The sequence below is a fragment of the Streptomyces sp. NPDC085900 genome, assembly GCF_044540925.1.
In the GTDB taxonomy this organism is placed as follows: Bacteria; Actinomycetota; Actinomycetes; order Streptomycetales; family Streptomycetaceae; genus Streptomyces; species Streptomyces gilvifuscus.
Genome location: NZ_JBITSP010000004.1, coordinates 452,837 through 470,865 on the forward strand (window position 1 = coordinate 452,837; position 18,029 = coordinate 470,865).

The window sequence follows — 18,029 nt, forward strand, 5'->3', positions numbered from 1 at the left end:
CGGGCCGGGGCCGAGCGGCTCCGGCCCGCTTCCGGGCGCACAGCGGCGACCGGACGATTCAGTTGCGCGCCCGGTCTCGCGGGTGCGTCAGCGCTCGGTCACCTTGCCGTCCGCGACCTCCAGGCGGCGGGTGACGTGGACCGCGTCCAGCATGCGGCGGTCGTGGGTGACGAGGAGGAGGGTGCCCTCGTAGGAGTCGAGTGCGGACTCCAGTTGCTCGATGGCCGGCAGGTCGAGGTGGTTGGTCGGCTCGTCCAGGACGAGCAGGTTGACGCCGCGGCCCTGGAGCAGCGCCAGAGCGGCGCGGGTGCGTTCGCCGGGTGACAGGGTCCCCGCCGGGCGCAGGACGTGGTCCGACTTCAGGCCGAACTTGGCCAGCAGGGTGCGGACTTCGACCGGCTCGGTGTCGGGCACGGCGGCGCAGAACGCGTCCAGCAGGGCCTCGGTGCCGTGGAACAGCTTGCGGGCCTGGTCGACCTCGCCCACCAGGACGCCGGAGCCGAGGGCGGCCGCACCCGCGTCGAGGGGGACGCGGCCGAGCAGGGCGGCGAGCAGGGTCGACTTGCCCGAGCCGTTGGCGCCGGTCACCGCGACCCGGTCCGCCCAGTCGATCTGCAGGGAGACCGGGCCGAGGGTGAAACCGCCGCGCCGTACCTCGGCGTCGCGCAGGGTGGCCACGACGGCTCCCGAGCGGGGGGCCGAGGCGATCTCCATGCGCAGTTCCCACTCCTTGCGGGGCTCGTCGACGACGTCCAGGCGCTCGATCATGCGCTGGGTCTGGCGGGCCTTGGCAGCCTGCTTCTCGCTGGCCTCGCTGCGGAACTTGCGGCCGATCTTGTCGTTGTCGTTGGCCGCCTTGCGGCGCGCGTTCTTGACGCCCTTGTCCATCCAGGAGCGCTGCATCTGGGCCCGGTCCTGGAGGGCGGCGCGCTTGTCGGCGTACTCCTCGAAGTCCTCGCGGGCGTGCCGGCGGGCGACCTCGCGTTCCTCCAGGTAGGCCGCGTAGCCGCCGCCGTAGAGGGTGATCTGCTGCTGGGCGAGGTCGAGTTCGAGGACCTTGGTGACCGTGCGGGTGAGGAACTCGCGGTCGTGGCTGACGACGACGGTGCCCGCGCGCAGGCCGCCGACGAAGCGTTCGAGGCGCTCCAGGCCGTCCAGGTCGAGGTCGTTGGTCGGCTCGTCGAGGAGGAAGACGTCGTAGCGGGACAGCAGGAGGGAGGCCAGGCCCGCCCGTGCCGCCTGCCCGCCGGACAGGGACGTCATCGGCTGGTCGAGGTCGACGGCGAGGCCCAAGGAGTCGGTGATCTCCTCGGCCCGCTCCTCCAGGTCCGCGCCGCCGAGGTCGAGCCAGCGCTCCAGGCTCGTCGCGTAGGCGTCGTCGGCGCCGGGCGCGCCGTCGACCAGCGCCTGGGTGGCCTCGTCCATCTCACGCTGGGCCTCGGCGACGCCGGTGCGGCGGGCGAGGAACTCACGGACGGTCTCCCCCGGGCGCCGCTCCGGTTCCTGCGGGAGGTGGCCGACGGTCGCCGTCGGCGGGGAGAGCCTGAGCTCGCCCTCCTCCGGGGCGAGGAGTCCCGCGAGCATCTTCAGCAGGGTGGACTTGCCCGCGCCGTTGGCGCCGACCAGTCCGATCACGTCGCCGGGCGCGACGACGAGGTCCAGCCCGGAGAAGAGGGCGCGGTCGCCGTGTCCGGCGGCGAGGTTCTTGGCGACGAGGGTGGCAGTCATCAGGTCGTCGATCCTAACCGTCACGGCGCGGTGGCGGTCAGGGTGTCATCGCCTCCACCAGCACGCTCCCGGCCGTCCGGGCCACGACGTAGGACTCCCCCTTCCTCGCCTTGGCGTCCAGGGCGATGCGGTGGCGGCCCGGTTCGAGGACGCCGTCGAAGACCTCGTGGGTGTGGGTGCGGTACAGGCGGTCGAGGCGGTACGCGGTCAGGCGCACCCGGCAGGGCGAGGTGACCTCGACGCCGGCCTCGCCGTCGGCCGCCACCAGCCGGGTGAGGCGGCGCTGTTCGGCGGGGCTGCGGTCCAGGGCGTGTTCGATCTGGGCGACCAGGAGGGGCACGATCGGGGCGAGCCCTTCGACGTACGCCACGTCGAGGCCGGCCTGTTCGAAGGAACGGCGTACCGCGGCACGTTCCTCCTGGGTGATCGCGCGGCCGAAGGCGACGGCGCCGTAGGCGCGCAGTTCGTCGGCGGGCACGCCGTGCGCGTCGTGGGCGATGTCGGCGCCGATGCCGATGGTGCGCAGGGCGGCGGCGAGCTTGGCGAGGAGGGCGACGCGGGCGCCGATGAGCAGGACGCGGCGGCGCTCGGACGGGGTCTCGCCGTCGAGGAGGGCGGCCAGCGCGGCGCGGTACTCGGTGCCGCGGAACCGGAACGGCCCTATGCCGTGGTAGCCGTTGAGTTCCAGGTCGGCTCGGTCGTCGGTCTGCCAGGCGAAGTCCCGCCAGACGAAGTCCTCGCCGTCCCGGTCGATGACCGCGGTGACCGCGCCGCACGCGAGGTCGGCGCACTCGGGGCAGCCGTAGATGACGTGCCGGCCGTCGGGCAGCGGGGCGCCCGTCTCCAGGAGCAGCCCGCGGACCTGCTCGGTGAAGATCGCGGGCGGGACGTCGGAGGCGAGCGGGGAGACTGCGTCGAGGTCGGAGAGCTGGAACAGCAGCGGGCGCCCGTCGACGAGGAAGTCCACGAAGTCCCGGTGCACCTGGTAGTCACCGTTGGCGAGGAGTCCACCGGCACGCATCGCCGGTGCCAGGCCGAAGGTCGCGTACTCGGCAGACATGCTGTGAGTATTCCCGCAGCGGGGGCGGTCTGCGCACGGCATGGGACATTCCGCTACGGTCCGGGCGTGGAGAGTGGATCGAACAACGATGTCGTGGTGGTGGGCGGCGGGGTCATCGGGCTCTCGACCGCCGTCGTCCTCGCCGAGCGCGGGCTGCGGGTGCGGGTGTGGACGCGCGATCCGGTCGAGCGGACCACCTCGGTGGTCGCGGGCGCGCTGTGGTGGCCGTACCGCATCCGCCCGGCCGCGGCGGCGCGCGCGTGGGCGCTGCGGTCGCTGGACGTGTACGAGGAGCTCGCGTCGCGGCCGGAGGTGACCGGCGTACGGATGGTCGAAGGCGTAATGGGCGAGACCGCCCTGGACGAGAAGGTGGCGTGGGCCGCCGCCCGGCTGCCGGGGCTGCGGGCGTCCACGGCCGAGGAGTACGCGGGCTCGGGACTGTGGGCGCGGCTGCCGCTGATCGACATGGCGGCCCATCTGCCGTGGCTGCGGGAGCGGTTGGTGCGGGCGGGCGGCGTGGTCGAGGAGCGGGCGGTCGGCGGCCTCGCGGAGGCGGACGCGCCCGTCGTGGTCAACTGCACCGGTCTGGGCGCGCGGGAGCTGGTGCCGGATGCCGCGGTACGGCCCGTGCGCGGGCAGTTGGTCGTGGTGGAGAACCCGGGGATCCGTACCTGGCTCGTCTCCACCGGCGCCGACGGGGAGATGGCGTACTTCTTCCCGCAGCCGGGGCGGCTGGTGCTGGGCGGGACCGACGAGGAGGACGTGTGGTCCACGGAGCCGGATCCCGCGGTGGCCGAGGCAATCGTACGACGGTGTGCGGCGCTGCGGCCCGAGATCGCGGGCGCTCGGGTGCTGGCGCACCGGGTGGGCCTGCGGCCGGCCCGTCACGCGGTGCGGCTGGAGCGCGAACTGCTGCCGGACGGGCGGGTGTTGGTGCACAACTACGGTCATGGCGGAGGCGGCGTGACGGTTGCCTGGGGTTGCGCGGAGGAGGCGGCCGGGCTGGTGGGCCCGGCCGCCTGACCCGTGGGTCGCGGGATCACCCGAGGCCGGTGTCCCCGGGAACGCGCTGTGCGCCGCTCGGTTCGCCGACGCCGGACGGGCGGGTGACCGGCGGGGACGCGGGTGCCGTACCGGACGTCGCCCGCGCGAAGGCCGGGACGCCGCCGAGGAGCGGGACGCGGGCCGAGGTGCGGGAGAGGTCCAGGGTGAGCGTGGGTTTGTCGGCGGGCGGGTCGATGAGGTCCTTGTCGGTGCCCGCGACGATCAGGGCGAGTCGGTGGCCGGCCGGGACGACGTGGTCGGTGGCCGCGAGGTCGACGGTGATGGTGTACGCCTTGCCCGGGGTGAGCGGGACGCCCTTGCCGGGAGAGGCGTAGGTGCCGAGGTCGGCCCAGCCGCGGCTGAACACGGTCTGGTCGACGTCGGCCGTCTTCGCCGCGGTGTTCTTGAAGCAGGCGCTGTCGCCCGAGGTGCTCGCCCCCCAGCAGCTGCGGTCGGTGAGGGTGGTGATGCCCTCGGCGGCGTCGGCGTAGTCGCGGATGGTGTCGGGGCCGAGGTCGACCAGGACGGCGGAGAGGTGGGCCGTCGCGGTGGTCGGGGTCGCGGTGATCGTCACCTTGGACGAGCCGGACAGGCGCAGGTCGTGGGTGAGGGGCCGGGTGACGAAGCCGGCCTTGTCGGACGTCGGCGTGTCGATGTGCGCGGCCCAGTCGGTCTCGCTGTGGCTCGGGTCGTCGGTGAAGGTCTCGGTGCCGGAGCCGGGGGTGAGACCGAGGGTGCCGACGCCGTCCTGGGTGCCCCCGGCCGGGCGCAGCGTGGTGGTGGCGGTGCCCCGCGGCGGCCAGACCTTGGAGGTGACCCACTGGTCGGGGTGGCGTTCGACGTCGGCCATGGGTTCGCGGTCGATGCCGTTGTCGTAGCCGAGGAGTTCGTGGTCGAACCAGCGGTGCAGGGTGTCGACCCAGGCGCCGCGCCGGTAGTCGAACGGGTCGACGTGACCGGTCTGGGAGAGCCAGATCTTGCGCTCGACACCGTGCCGGGCGAGGGCGTCCCACCACTGGCCGAAGTGCTTGGTGCGGACGTTGAGGTCCTGCATGCCGTGGACCAGGAAGACGCTGGCCCGCACCTTGGCGGCGTCCTTGACGTAGTCGCGCTCGGTCCAGAACGGCGTCCAGTCGCCGGTGCGCGGGGCGCCGTCGACGATCTTCCGCTGGACGGCGGCGCACCGGGCGCGGGCGTCGGGGCTGTCGACGTAGTCGCTCAGCCAGTCCGGGCCGGAGTCGTAGAGGTCCGCGCCCTGCTGGAAGTAGTAGTCGTACCAGGAGGAGATGCCGCTGATCGGGACGATCGTCCTCAGGCCCTTGACGCCGGTGGCGGCGACGCCGTTGGCGATGGTGGCGTCCCAGCTCTTGCCGATCATGCCGGTTCTGCCGTTGGTCCAGGTCGCCGTGGCGCGCACGTTTCCGGTCCGGGTGGTGTACGCCCTGGCGCGTCCGTTGAGCCAGTCGATTACGGCCTTGGCGGACCGGATGTCGGAGCGGCCGCCGACGTCCACACAGCCGTCGGAGCGGTTGGTGCCGGCGAGGTCGACGCCGACGAAGGCGTAGCCCCGGGGGACGAAGTAGTTGTCGTAGAACAGCGGCATCTGGACGACGTCGCCGTTCGCGTCGTAGGTCTTCTTCTGGCTCTCGTTGCCGCGGCCGCAGCAGGAGTAGTAGGGGCTGGCGTCCATGATGACGGGGATCTTGCGGTGCTGCCGGGCGGGTTCGCGGGGGCGGACGATGTCGGCGGCGACGCGGTCGGTCTTCCCGTCGCCGTCGCCGTCGAGTCCGGTGTCCACCCATACGGCCTCGCGGATGGCGTTCGTGTACGAGTAGACGGGCCTGCTCTCGCGGGGGGCGCCGTGGGCCACCGCCGGGGTGAGGAAGGCGGCCATGAGGACGGCGACGATCACCGTCGCGAGCGGTCTCCAGGTCGTGAAGCGCGTGCGTGTCGGCATGCGCGGGACGCTACATCGGTCAACTGCCGTGCAAAAGAAGGCGCGTCGGCGACGAGGGTGACGCGTGGGGGCCTACGGTCCGGTCGGTTCATGAAGGCCGAATGGCGATCGTGTGACAGGGGAGGCTGTGGACACATGCGAAGCCACAGGGACTGAATAGGCTCCCAACAGACTTCGCCCCCCTACGACTTGGAGTCTTCCGTGCACCGCAGAATCCTGGCGCCGGGCGCACTCGCCGCGGCCTCCCTGTTGCTGGCGATCCCGGCATCGGCCGCGAGCTTCTCCCCCGGCGCTCCGGGTATCGGCGACCCCTACTACCCGAACTACGGCAATGGCGGCTACGACGTCTCCCACTACGACCTGCGCCTGAAGTACCAGCCCGCGACCGACGAGTTGGAGGGCACGGCGACGATCCTGGCGAGGACGACACAGGACCTGTCGAGCTTCGACCTGGACTTCCTGCTGGACGTGAGCGAGGTGCGGGTCAACGGCGCGGTGGCCTCCTTCACCACTTCCGGCCAGCACGAGCTGGTGGTCACGCCGAAGACGCCGCTGCCCAAGGGCACGCCGGTCACCGTGGTCGTCCGCTACAGCGGGGTGCCGTCCACGAAGAGCGCGTACGGCTTCAACACCTGGCACCGCACCCCGGACGGGGCGGTCGCGGCCGACGAGCCCGAGGCGGCCTGGTGGTGGTACCCGAGCAACGACCACCCGCTCGACAAGGCCACTTACGACGTGTCGGTGGCCGTGCCGGACGGCACCCAGGCGATCTCCAACGGCACGCTGCAGTCGACGAGTTCGAAGCTGGGCTGGACCCGGTACAGCTGGCGGGAGAACAAGCCGCAGGCGACCTATCTGACCACGCTGGCCGTCGGGAAGTTCGACATCACGACCGGCACCTCGGAGGGTGGCGTGCCGGTCGTCAACGCCTACAGCAAGGACCTCGGCGACAACGACGGGGCCGCGCGGGCGAGCGTGGAGCGCACCGGTGAGCTCGTGGACTGGCTGAGCGGCTACTTCGGGCCGTACCCGTTCGCCTCGGCCGGCGGGTACGTGCCCGACACGACCACCGGGTACGCGCTGGAGACGCAGACCCGCGTGTACTACAGCCCGAAGCAGTTCGCCAACGGCTCCAACACGTCCGTGGTCGTCCATGAGCTGGCCCACCAGTGGTACGGCGACAGTGTGTCGCTCAAGGGCTGGAAGGACATCTGGATCAACGAGGGCTTCGCGCGGTACGCGCAGTGGCTGTGGTCCGAGCACGAGGGCGAGGGCACGACGCAGGAGCTCGCCGACTACGTGTACGCCTCGCATCCGGCCGACGACGCGTTCTGGACGGTGAAGCCGGGGGATCCCGGACCGGACGACCAGTTCGACATCGCCGTATACGACCGGGGGGCGCTGGCCATCCAGGCGCTGCGCAACGAGGTCGGTGACGATGCGTTCTTCGCCATTCTGAAGGGCTGGCCGCAGGAGCACGCGTACGGCAACGCCTCGGTCGCCGACTTCCGGGCGTACGCCGAGAGGGTGTCCGGGAAGTCGTTGTCGGCGCTGTTCGACACATGGCTGTTCCAGCCGACGAAGCCCGCGGCGCCCGCGGCACGGGGGGCGGCGATCGCCGGCAAGGCGGGTACGGTCGCGCAGCCGAAGTCGTGGAAGAAGATCGCGGCGACGAACGACGTGCACTAAAGCCGCCTCCGCCTTCTACAACTCGGCCGCCCCGGCGAGCAGCTCCTGCCGGCCGATCGGCTCCGTCCGCGTCGAGGGGACCGTGCAGGCGTGGGCGCCGGCGACGGTGCCGTACAGGGCGCAGCGTCGGGGGGTCTCGCGGTTGAGCCAGCCGTGGAGGAAGGCGGAGACGAAGGCGTCGCCCGCGCCGTTGGAGTCGACCACCGGCGAGGGCGGCGCCACGGGCGGTACGTGGGTGAGCTCGTCGTCGGCGAAGAGGTACGCGCCCTTCGCCCCGGCCATCGCCACGACCACCTCGGCGCGGCCCCGCTCGGTGATCCTCCGCATGGTCCGCTCCGGGTCGGTGAGGGCGGTGGCGGAGAGGAAGACGATGTCGGCGGCGTCGGCGAACGCCTGGTGGTACGGGTTCTCGCCGTCCCAGTCGTGCAGGTCGGTGGAGAGGGTCACGCCGGTCTCGCGCAGCACGGGCAGGGCCTCGGCGCACGGCTGGGTGATGGACACGTGCGCGTGCCGGCTCGCCGTGGCCAGCTCGCGGACCAGGTCCTCCGGGAGGCGGTCCGTGCTCCGGGTGCGGCTGGAGTCGTACAGGGACAGCCGGCGCCCGTCGGGGCCGACGAGGTTGACGGCGCGTTTGGTCCCGGCGGGCTGCGGGACCGCCGTCAGCGGGATGCCGTGGTCCTCGTGCAGGGCACGGACCAGGTCGCCCTCGGGGTCGTCGCCGAGCATGTCGAGGTGGTGCACGCGCAGGCCCAGCGCGGCGAGCCCGAGCGCCACGAAGTCGCCGGTCTGCCCGGCGCGGGTGCGGATGCCCCGCTCGATCATGTAACTGTCCGCGTACGGCAGCGGCAGCTCCGGCACGTACACGATGGTGTCCACACCGGCCCCACCCAGCACGAGCACGTCGTTCTCGCGACTCACGTTCCGGCCTCCCCATGGTCGTAGACGGTGACGGCGACACCCCGCTCCACCAGCCGCCGCAGGATCAGCGGCTCGACACGGGACCACGTGCCACCTGCCAGACCGCACCCTATCCGGGGCATGTGGACGGAGGCTCCCAGCTCCAGGGCCTTCTCCGCCAGTCCGCCGAGGGCCAGGTCGATCGCCTCGTAGCGGACGGGGACCCCCTTGCTGCCCGTTCTGATCCCGCGCTGGCCGATCATGTTGGCCACCCACACATACGGCTCGACCTGGACGCACTGGATCGCGCCCAGCCCGAAGTCGTTCGCCGCACGGTCCCGGTGCCAGGCGCGGTACGCCGCCTCCGGTTCCGGCCAGCGACGCGACACCGCCACCACGAAGCCCTTGCCCCATCCCTCGAGGTCGTTGCAGACGTGGGCGATCACCTTGACGCCCTTCACCGACGGCGCGGTGGCATCACCCCGGATGTAGACGATCTCCGACATGACGCCACCGTAGGCGATGCCACTGACAGCGACCCTGGCCTGCTACTTCGGCTGGTTCTCCGGGGCTCGGTCCGCGTTGCGGGCGGCCCTGCGGCGGGCGCCGAACCAGCCAGCGGTGAGCATTGCGGCGATCACCGGGATGAGGAGGAGGGTCTTGCGGCCGATCTCGGGGTCGTTCCACATCAGGCAGAGGACGGCGAGGAGGAAGGCGATCGTGGTCAGCTCCGTGACGGGGCTGCCGGGGAGGCGGAAGGAGGGTCGGCTGAGCCGGCCGGCCTTCGCGCGGCGGACGAAGACCAGGTGGCAGATCATGATGATCACCCAGGTCGACACGACGCCCAGCGACGCGACGTTCAGCACGATCTCGAAGGCCTGCGCGGGCATGAGGTAGTTGAGGCCGACGCCGAGCACGCAGACCGCGCAGGTGAGCAGGATGCCGCCGTAGGGGACCTGGCTGCGGTTCATGCGGGCGGTGAACCTCGGCGCCGAGCCCGCCGCCGCCATGGAGCGCAGGATGCGGCCCGTGGAGTACAGGCCCGAGTTCAGGGAGGACATGGCGGCGGTGAGGACGACCAGGTTCATCACGTCGCCCGCGCCCGAGACGCCGATCTTCGACAGGACCGTGACGAAGGGGCTCTCGTCGGCCGAGTACGCCGTGCCGGGCAGGAGCAGCGCGAGAAGGACGACCGAGCCGACGTAGAAGAGGGCGACGCGCCACATGATGGAGTTCACCGCGCGCGGGACCACCTTCTCCGGTTCGGCCGTCTCGCCGGCGGCGACGCCGACCAGTTCGAGGGCGGCGTACGCGAAGATCACGCCCTGCATGACGAGGACGACCGGCATGACGCCGTGCGGGAAGACGCCGCCGTGGTCGCCGATCACGCTCGGGCCCGGCGTGTGCCCGCCCACCTCGTGCTGCGTGGCCAGCAGGAAGATGCCGATGAGCATGAAGCCGACGAGCGTGGCGACCTTGACGATCGCGAACCAGAACTCCATCTCGCCGAAGATCTTCACCGAGATGAGGTTCACGGCCAGCACGACGGCCAGGGCGATCAGCGCGAGCACCCACTGCGGGATGCTCGTGAACATGCTCCAGTAGTGCGTGTAGAGCGCGATCGCGGTGATATCGGCGATGCCGGTCGTCGACCAGTTCAGGAAGTACATCCAGCCGGCGACGTACGCGCCCTTCTCGCCGAGGAACTCGCGCGCGTACGACACGAAGGAACCGGAGGAGGGGCGGTAGAGGACCAGCTCGCCCAGGGCACGGACGACGAAGAACGCGAAGACGCCGCAGACCAGGTAGGCCAGCGCGAGCGCCGGGCCCGCGTCGTGGAGGCGTCCGCCGGCGCCGAGGAAGAGGCCGGTGCCGATCGCGCCGCCGATGGCGATCATGTTGACGTGGCGGTGCTTGAGGTCCTTGCTGTAGCCGGCGTCGCCCGCGTCCGCGGGCGTCGGGGCCGCGTCGGTGCGGGGTGCGGCCGTTGCCGTGGTCACGGCGTCCTTGCTCACGGATCGATCCACTCTCTGGTCGCCCGAGCGGGTCGCGCTCGGCTCTTGCGGACGTACGCGGTCGGCACGCTCGGTCGAGACGCCGGCCAACGCCGCGCCTTCCCCGGCCGCCGGGGCGCATGCGATGGCGTGGATCACACGGCGGCGCTTTCCGGCCGACCCGGACGCCGGGCTGCCGAGGTTTCGCAGTACTGGTGTGACAGCGATACTGCTGCACATGACGACCGACACCGACAGCGCCACCGGGGAGCCGACGCTCACGATCGACGAGCTGGCCGCGCGGGCCGGCATCACGGTCCGCACCGTCCGGTTCTACGGCACGAAAGGGCTCATCCCGCCGCCGGTGATCGGTCCGCGCCGGGTCGGCCACTACGGGCCCGGGCACCTGGCCCGGCTGAACCTGATCGAGGAGCTGCAGCACCAGGGCATGACGCTGGCGGCGATCGAGCGCTACATGGAGCAGCTGCCGGCGGACCTGAGCCACCACGACCTGGCGATCCACCGGGCCGTCGTGGCGTCCTGGGCGCCGGACACCGTGGAGACGGTGACTCCGCAGGAGCTGCGGCGCCGGGCGGGGCGGGCGCTGAGCGAGGAGGACGTCGAGCGGCTCACCGCGATGGGCATCGTGCGGCCCGAGGGGGACGCCTTCCGGGTGGACTCGGGGCTGCTGCGGCTCGCCGTGCGGCTCCTCGACGTACCGCTGTCCCAGGAGGCGATCCTCGCGGCGCGCGAGGTGATGATCGAGCACTCCCGGGCGGCGGCCCGCGAGTTGTCGCGGCTGTTTCGCAGCGAGGTGTCCGAGCGGGCCGAGGAGGACGTGAAGTCCCTGTCCGCGCACATGCAGCCCATCGTGGTGCAGGCGCTGCTGACCACGTTCCAGCGGTCGCTGCGGGAAGAGGTGCACCAGTGGCTGACCGGCCCGGAGGAGGGCCGCCCCGCCTGACACCCCGGGCGTCAGCAGCGCGGGACGGGTTTGCTGTACGTGGTGGCGCTGGGGGTCGCGACGTAGTGGTCGGAGACGTAGTGGCCGTTGTCGAGGCGGTCCCAGATCTTCGTCGTGCCGACCGTCGTCCCGGTCCGCTGGCAGGTGACCCAGGCGAGCGCGCCGTTGGGTGAGGTGCCGACGGCGGTGTAGCCGGAGCCGGGGCCGCTCCGTTCGGTGAGGCCGTTGGCGGCGGTCACCTGGTAGGGGTAGGTGCAGCGGGGCAGCGGGGAGCTGTAGCCGGTGTCGGACGGAGTGCCGACGTAGTGGTCGGAGACGTAGGCGCCGTTGGGGAGTTTGTCCCACACGGACGTGGTGGCGACCTTGGAGCCGGGGGCCTGGCAGACGACGTCCAGGGTGGTGCCGGGGGCGTAGGTCGCGGCGACGGGGTAGCTCGTGGAGGGGCCGGTGCGGGCGTTGAGGGCGGTCGTGCTGGTCACCTTGTAGGGGTGGGCGACCGTGGCGACGGGAGCGTCGAGGCGGTCGGTGTCGATGTTGAGGGTGACGCCGCCGTAGGTCTCGTCGTGGCCGCCGCGGAACTGCTTGGCGCGCTGGTGGACCGCCCACTTGGAGTCGGTGACGCCGCTCCAGCCCTTGAGGGAGTCGACCCCGTCGTAGCGCGCGATCCACAGGGCGTCGGGGCGCGCGTAGCCGGTCGAGGTGTACGCGGCGGCGAGCTGTGCCGCGCCCAGGTTGAGGTTCATGTAGACGCCGGAGACCCAGCCGACGCGGTGCAGTTCCTTCGTCCAGGCGGAGAGGTAGGACAGCACGGCCGTGCGGCACGTGGTGTCCGTCTGGCTGTAGTTCTCGATGTCGTTGTAGAGGGCGCTGCCCGGCCGCATGCCGAGTGCCTTCGCGGCCGTGACCGCCTCCGTGGCGGCCGCGGTGCCCTGCGAACGGGCGGTGGCCGGCGTCGTGCTGATCTTGGAGTCGGTCGGGCGGGCTCCGCAGGGCGGCTGCAGGCCCTTGTGGATGGGCAGCAGACGCCATTTCAACTGGGACACCGACGCCACCCAGGAGGCGGTCAACTGCGGCTGGGCGCAGGTGCGGTTGACGCCGGAGAGGTAGACGCCGAGGGCGCGGTAGGGCGAGGAGCTCCAGGCCTGCACGGACGCGAGCGGCGGTGCCGTACAGGTGTCGAAGGCGAGTCCCGAGTAGCGGGTCGCGCTCGCACCGGACGGGTAGGCGACGGAGGTGGCCGGTTCGGCGGTGGCGGCGGGGGCGAGGGCCAGGGCGGCCGCCGCGGTCAGGACGCAGGCGGACGACAGGACGAGCAGTCTTCGTGGGGTGGTGCGCTGATGCGGCATGACGGCCTCCCGGGCGGCTGTCAGTTGAGGTGCCGTCAGCGTGGGCGCGGGCCCGGTGCGCTGCCATGGGCCGACCGGCCCCCGCCGGGGCCGGCTCGGCCCCCGTTCACGACCGCAGCGGTACGTCGATCAGCAGCGGCCCGGTCAGTTTCCCGGCCCCGGCGGCCAGTTCACGCAGCTGGTCGGCGCTCTCGGCCCGTACCGCGTCCACCCCGAAGAAGCGTGCCGCCTGCGTGAAGTCCAGTTCCCCCAGCTCCGTGCCGGGGCAGACGCCCTGGCCGCCCATCGCCTGGTAGGTCTCCTGCACGGTCCGGTAGGCGCCGTTGCTCATGACGACGAACAGGACGGGGGTGTTCTGCCGGGCGGCGCTCCACAGGCCCTGGAGGCCGAACAGGGTGGAGCCGTCGCCGAGTACGGCGACCACCGGGCGGCCAGGTTCGGCGAGGGCGCGGCCGACGGCGGCGCCGATGCCCCAGCCGAGGCCGCCGCCGACGGTGTGGGTGTAGCTGCCGGGACGGTCGAGGCGGACGAGGCGGCGGAGCAACAGGCCGACGGTGATGGCCTCTTCGACGACCACGGCGTCCGGGGGCAGGCCGCGGGCGACGGCGTGGGCGGCGGCCCAGGGGGCGAGCGGGGCCGGGGAGTAGGCGGCGCGGGCGGCGGACTCGACGCGGTCGCGCTCGGCGGCGTGGCGCTCACCGGCGCGCAGCGTGCGGGACTTGGCGGTGTGGGCGGGCACGTGGTCCCGCAGGAGTTCCGAGAGCCGGTCCAGGGAGGGGGCGAGCGCGCCCACCAGGCCGGTCGCCGCGGGGAAGTTGCGGCCGATCTCGTGCGGGTCGGAGTCGAGCTGGACGACCTGGAGACCGGGCGGCAGCGGGGGGCCGGGCGTGTAGGCGTGGGGGGTGAAGGCGTGCGCTCCGACGATCAGGACGGTGTCGTACCCGGCCAGGGCGGCGCGGACGGCGTCGTGACGGGGCGGCAGCATCCCGGCGTACAGGGGATGCGTGGTGGGGAAGTTCAGGCAGTCCGCCATGGGCTGGTGGTGGACGACCGCCCCGCAGGCCTCCGCCGTGCGCACCAGTGCGGCCAGGGCGTCCTCGCGGCCCACGCCGTCCCCGGCGACGATCGCCGGGCGGTTGGCTGCGCCGAGCAGGGAGGCGGCGTGTTCGAGGCCGGCGGCGGGTGCCGCGGGCGGCACGGGGGTGCGGGCAGGGACCTCGACCTCGGTGTCCTCGGTGAGCAGGTCCGTGGGGACGGACAGGAACACCGGCCCGGCGGGCGGGCGTAGGGCCAGCGCGAAGGCGCGACGCAGGGCGAGCGGCAGGTCGTGGGCGTGCTGGACGTCGTACGCCGCCTTCACCGCGGGGGTGGCGATGCCGATGAGGTCGCCGGAGAGCATGGGGTCCTGCTGGAGATGTCGGCGGTCCTGCTGACCGGCCGTCACCACGAGCGGGGTGCGGGAGCGGCGGGCGTTGAGCAGGCCGATGAGGCCGTTGGCGAGTCCGGCGGCGATGTGCAGGCTGACGAAGGCCGGGCGGCCGGTGCCGCGGGCGTAGCCGTCGGCCATGGCGACGACGGAGCCCTCGTGGACGCCGAACACGTACTCGGGGGCGCCGGAGGTGTCCGCCAGGGCGGCCAGGAAGGGGAGTTCGGTGGTGCCGGGGTTGCCGAAGACGCGGTCCACACCCTCACCGCGCAGGATGTCCAGGACGGCGAGGGCGGGACGGTATCCCATGGGGGCTCCTCCGGGGACGGGGACCGTGCTGACGGCTCGCGGGTCAGCGTCGGTGTCCCGGCGCCGGAGGGCAAGCGGGTCCGGTCCCCGACCGAAAGAATCCGGGCAGCGGCGCCGGGAGGAACCGGCGCCGCCGCCCTTGTCCGCTACGCGTCCGCGAACCGCTCCCCCTGCTCGGCCTTGCGCACCAGCAGCGCGGGCGGCTCGAACCGCTCGCCGTAGCGCTCGGCCAGCTCACGCGCGCGTGCCACGAATCCGGGCAGCCCGCCGTCGTAGCCGTTGATGTACTGGAGCACCCCGCCCGTCCAGCCGGGGAAGCCGATGCCGAAGATCGACCCGATGTTGGCGTCGGCGACCGAGGTCAGGACGCCCTCCTCCAGCAGGCGGACCGTGTCGAGGGCCTCGGAGAAGAGCATGCGTTCCTGCATGTCCCTGAACGGGATCTCGTGGCCCGGCTTGGTGAAGTGCTCGCGCAGTCCCGGCCACAGACCGGCCCGCTTGCCGGCCTCGTCGTAGTCGTAGAAGCCCGCTCCCCCGCTACGGCCCGGGCGGTCGAACTCGTCGACCATGCGGTCGATGACGGCCTCCGCGGGGTGCGTCGCCCAGGTGCCGCCCGCCTCCTCGACGGCCCGCCGGGACTCGTTGCGGATCTTGCGCGGCAGGGTGAGGGTCAGCTCGTCCATCAGGGAGAGCACCTTGGCCGGATAACCCGCCTGGGCGGCGGCCTGTTCGACGGACGCCGGCTCGACGCCCTCGCCGACCATGGCGACGCCCTCGTTGATGAAGTGGCCGATCACCCGGGAGGTGAAGAAGCCGCGGGAGTCGTTGACGACGATCGGGGTCTTGTTGATCTGCCGGACCAGGTCGAAGGCGCGCGCGAGGGCCTCGTCGCCGGTCCGCTCGCCCTTGATGATCTCGACGAGCGGCATCTTGTCGACCGGCGAGAAGAAGTGCAGGCCGATGAAGTCGGCCTGCCGCTCGACACCCTCGGCGAGCAGAGTGATCGGCAGGGTCGAGGTGTTGGAGCACAGCAGCGCGTCCGGCTCCACGACGTGCTGGATCTCCTGGAAGACCTTGTGCTTGAGCTCGGGGTTCTCGAACACGGCCTCGATCACCGCGTCGCAGCCCGCCACGTCCTGCGGGTCGGCGGCCGGAGTGATGCGGGCGAGCAGCGCGTCCGCCTTCTCCTGGGTGGTACGGCCCCGGGAGACGGCCTTGGCGCACAGCTTCTCGGAGTAGCCCTTGCCCTTGACGGCCGCTTCCAGGGACACGTCCTTCAGGACGACGTCGATGCCGGCGCGGGCGCAGGAGTAGGCGATGCCCGCGCCCATCATCCCGGCGCCGAGGACGGCGACCTTGCGGACCTTGCGGGGCTCGATGCCCTTGGGGCGGTTGGCGCCGGAGTTGACGGCCTGGAGGTCGAAGAAGAAGGCCTGGATCATGTTCTTGGAGGTCTGGCCGGCGGCCAGTTCCACGAAGTACCGGGCCTCGATGACCTGGGCGGTCTCGAAGTCGACCTGGGAGCCCTCGACCGCCGCGGCGAGGATGTTGCGCGGGGCCGGGTAGGGGGCGCCGCCCGTCTGCTTGCGCAGGTTGGCGGGGAAGGCGGGCAGGTTGGCCGCGAACCTGGGGTTGGCGGGGGTGCCGCCCGGGATGCGGTAGCCGGGCCGGTCCCAGGGCTGCTGCGACTCGGGGTGGGCGTCGATGAACGCGCGCGCCTTGGCGAGCAGTTCGTCCTGGGTGGCGGCCACGTCGTCGACCAGGCCGTTGGCCAGGGCGCGTTGCGGGTTGTACTGGGTGCCCTGGAGCAGGACCTTCAGCAGGGCGTCGGCGATGCCCAGCAGGCGGACGGTGCGGACCACACCGCCGCCTCCGGGGAGCAGGCCCAGGGTGACCTCGGGGCAGCCGATCTTGGAGCCGGGGGCGTCGAGGGCGACGCGGTGGTGGCAGGCGAGCGCGATCTCGTAACCGCCGCCGAGGGCGGCGCCGTTGATCGCGGCGACCACCGGCTTGCCGAGGGTCTCGATGCGGCGCAGGTTGCGCTTGATCGCCATGCCGCCGTCGAAGAGGTCCTGCGCGGTCTCGGGGGTGACCCGGATGAGGTCGCGCAGGTCGCCGCCGGCGAAGAAGGTCTTCTTGGCGGAGGTGACGATGACGCCGCGGATGGAGTCCTTCTCGGCCTCCAGGCGGTCGGTGATCACGGCCAGGGAGTCGCGGAACGCCTGGTTCATGGTGTTCGCGGACTGGTTCGGGTCGTCGAGTACGAGGGTGACGACGCCGGTGCGGTCCTGTTCCCAGCGGATGGTGGTGCTCTCGGTCATGAGGGGGTCTCCGTTGAAGTCTCGTGTGGCCGCTGGGGTGTTCAGACGCGCTCGACGACGGTGGCGATGCCCATGCCGCCGCCGACGCAGAGGGTCGCGAGGCCGTACCGCTTGTCCTGGCGCTCCAGTTCGTCGACGAGGGTGCCCAGGATCATCGCGCCGGTCGCGCCGAGCGGGTGGCCGAGGGCGATGGCCCCGCCGTTGACGTTGACCTTGTCCAGGGAGAGCCCCATGTCCTTCACGAAGCGCAGGACGACCGCCGCGAAGGCCTCGTTGATCTCGACGAGGTCGATGTCGTCGATGGTCAGGCCGGCCTTGGCGAGCGCCTTGCGGGTGGCGGGGGCGGGGCCGGTGAGCATGATGGTGGGCTCGGAGCCCGAGACGGCGGCGGAGACGATCCGCGCGCGGGGCGTGAGGCCGTAGCGCTCACCGATCTCCTTCGAGCCGATCGCGACCAGCGCGGAGCCGTCGACGATGCCGGAGGAGTTGCCGGCGTGGTGGACGTGGTCGATCTTCTCGACCCAGTGGTACTTCTGCAGGGCGACGGCGTCGAAGCCGCCCAGGTCGCCGATGTCGGCGAACGACGGCTTGAGCTTGGCCAGGGAGTCGGCCGTGGTGCCCGGGCGCAGGTGCTCGTCGTGGTCGAGGACCGTCAGGCCGCTGCGGTCCTTCACCGGCACGACGGACCGGTCGAAGCGGCCCTCCTTCCAGGCGGTGGCCGCGCGCTCCTGCGACAGGGCGGCGTACTCGTCGACGTCCCGGCGGGAGAAGCCCTCGATGGTGGCGATCAGGTCGGCGCCGATGCCCTGCGGGACGAAGTTGGTGGCGAGGTTGGTCATCGGGTCGTTGAACCAGGCGCCGCCGTCGGAGGCCATCGGCACCCGGGACATGGACTCGACGCCGCCCGCGAGGACGAGGTCCTCGAAGCCGGAACGGACCTTGGCGGCGGCCATGTTGACCGCTTCCAGGCCCGAAGCACAGAAGCGGTTCTCCTGCACGCCGGCGACCGTGTCCGGCAGACCGGCGGCGATCGCGGCGATGCGGGCGATGTCGGAGCCCTGGTCGCCCACGGGTCCGACGACGCCGAGCACGATGTCGTCGATCGCGGCCGGGTCGAGGTCCGGGAAGCGGCCGCGGAGCTCGTGGATGAGGCCCACGACCAGGTCGACGGGCTTGGTGCCGTGCAGGGCGCCGTTCGCCTTGCCGCGGCCGCGCGGGGTGCGGATCGCGTCGTACACGTACGCTTCGGTGCTCACTGGGAAGCCTTTCGAGGGTGAGGGTCGGGCCGGGCGGG

At 72.1% G+C, this 18,029-nt stretch carries 13 protein-coding genes; 3 read left to right on the forward strand and 10 right to left on the reverse strand.

The annotated features are described in order from the left end of the window. Positions 1 to 87: 87 nt before the first annotated feature. Together ACIGDI_RS16170 and ACIGDI_RS16175 are read right to left on the reverse strand one after the other, a co-directional pair. Entirely contained in the window at positions 88 to 1,728 is a 1,641-nt protein-coding gene (locus tag ACIGDI_RS16170; protein ID WP_399896352.1) for an ABC-F family ATP-binding cassette domain-containing protein, read from the reverse strand. 37 nt (positions 1,729 to 1,765) lie between these two features. Continuing rightward, a complete protein-coding gene (locus ACIGDI_RS16175) occupies positions 1,766 to 2,788 on the reverse strand; it encodes an oxidoreductase (protein ID WP_399896355.1) in 1,023 nt (340 codons plus the stop codon). A gap of 66 nt (positions 2,789 to 2,854) precedes the next feature. On the opposite strand from ACIGDI_RS16175, the gene ACIGDI_RS16180 reads away from it, so the two are divergent. Continuing rightward, complete coding sequence (locus ACIGDI_RS16180; protein ID WP_399896358.1) at positions 2,855 to 3,811, forward strand: NAD(P)/FAD-dependent oxidoreductase; 957 nt, start codon at positions 2,855 to 2,857, stop codon at positions 3,809 to 3,811. 16 nt (positions 3,812 to 3,827) lie between these two features. Here ACIGDI_RS16180 and ACIGDI_RS16185 read toward each other — a convergent pair whose 3' ends face one another. Continuing rightward, the gene (locus ACIGDI_RS16185; protein WP_399896361.1) at positions 3,828 to 5,789 is read right to left on the reverse strand and encodes a Xaa-Pro dipeptidyl-peptidase; all 1,962 of its coding nucleotides are present in this window, start codon (positions 5,787 to 5,789) and stop codon (positions 3,828 to 3,830) included. Between the two features lie 201 nt (positions 5,790 to 5,990). Here ACIGDI_RS16185 and ACIGDI_RS16190 point away from each other — a divergent pair, with 201 nt between their 5' ends. Beyond that, on the forward strand, positions 5,991 to 7,478 hold the full coding sequence (locus ACIGDI_RS16190) for a M1 family metallopeptidase (protein ID WP_399896364.1): 1,488 nt from the start codon (positions 5,991 to 5,993) through the stop codon (positions 7,476 to 7,478). 15 nt (positions 7,479 to 7,493) lie between these two features. Here ACIGDI_RS16190 and ACIGDI_RS16195 read toward each other — a convergent pair whose 3' ends face one another. Genes ACIGDI_RS16195 through ACIGDI_RS16205 form a run of 3 tightly spaced genes read right to left on the reverse strand, consistent with a single transcriptional unit; the run spans position 7,494 to position 10,390 of the window. Beyond that, positions 7,494 to 8,396: an adenosine kinase gene (locus ACIGDI_RS16195; protein ID WP_399896367.1), complete on the reverse strand. Its 903-nt coding sequence runs from the start codon at positions 8,394 to 8,396 to the stop codon at positions 7,494 to 7,496. Further along, on the reverse strand, positions 8,393 to 8,881 hold the full coding sequence (locus tag ACIGDI_RS16200; protein ID WP_399896371.1) for a macro domain-containing protein: 489 nt from the start codon (positions 8,879 to 8,881) through the stop codon (positions 8,393 to 8,395). Before ACIGDI_RS16200 ends, ACIGDI_RS16195 begins: the two co-directional genes overlap by 4 nt. A 42-nt stretch (positions 8,882 to 8,923) precedes the next feature. Beyond that, positions 8,924 to 10,390: an amino acid permease gene (locus tag ACIGDI_RS16205; RefSeq protein WP_399896374.1), complete on the reverse strand. Its 1,467-nt coding sequence runs from the start codon at positions 10,388 to 10,390 to the stop codon at positions 8,924 to 8,926. A 217-nt stretch (positions 10,391 to 10,607) separates the two neighbouring features. Between ACIGDI_RS16205 and ACIGDI_RS16210 the strand changes: the two genes are divergently transcribed. After that, a complete protein-coding gene (locus ACIGDI_RS16210; RefSeq protein ID WP_399896375.1) occupies positions 10,608 to 11,333 on the forward strand; it encodes a MerR family transcriptional regulator in 726 nt (241 codons plus the stop codon). 11 nt (positions 11,334 to 11,344) lie between these two features. Here ACIGDI_RS16210 and ACIGDI_RS16215 read toward each other — a convergent pair whose 3' ends face one another. The 4 genes from ACIGDI_RS16215 to ACIGDI_RS16230 form a co-directional block, all read right to left on the reverse strand. Beyond that, positions 11,345 to 12,679, reverse strand: a complete 1,335-nt coding sequence (locus ACIGDI_RS16215; RefSeq protein ID WP_399896378.1) for a glycoside hydrolase domain-containing protein — start codon at positions 12,677 to 12,679, stop codon at positions 11,345 to 11,347. A gap of 106 nt (positions 12,680 to 12,785) precedes the next feature. Then, positions 12,786 to 14,414, reverse strand: coding sequence for a thiamine pyrophosphate-binding protein (locus ACIGDI_RS16220; protein ID WP_399896381.1), 1,629 nt, complete (start codon positions 14,412 to 14,414; stop codon positions 12,786 to 12,788). A gap of 146 nt (positions 14,415 to 14,560) precedes the next feature. Continuing rightward, positions 14,561 to 16,735: a 3-hydroxyacyl-CoA dehydrogenase NAD-binding domain-containing protein gene (locus tag ACIGDI_RS16225; RefSeq protein ID WP_399896384.1), complete on the reverse strand. Its 2,175-nt coding sequence runs from the start codon at positions 16,733 to 16,735 to the stop codon at positions 14,561 to 14,563. A gap of 41 nt (positions 16,736 to 16,776) precedes the next feature. Continuing rightward, entirely contained in the window at positions 16,777 to 17,991 is a 1,215-nt protein-coding gene (locus ACIGDI_RS16230) for an acetyl-CoA C-acetyltransferase (protein WP_200700157.1), read from the reverse strand. Positions 17,992 to 18,029 lie beyond the last annotated feature (38 nt).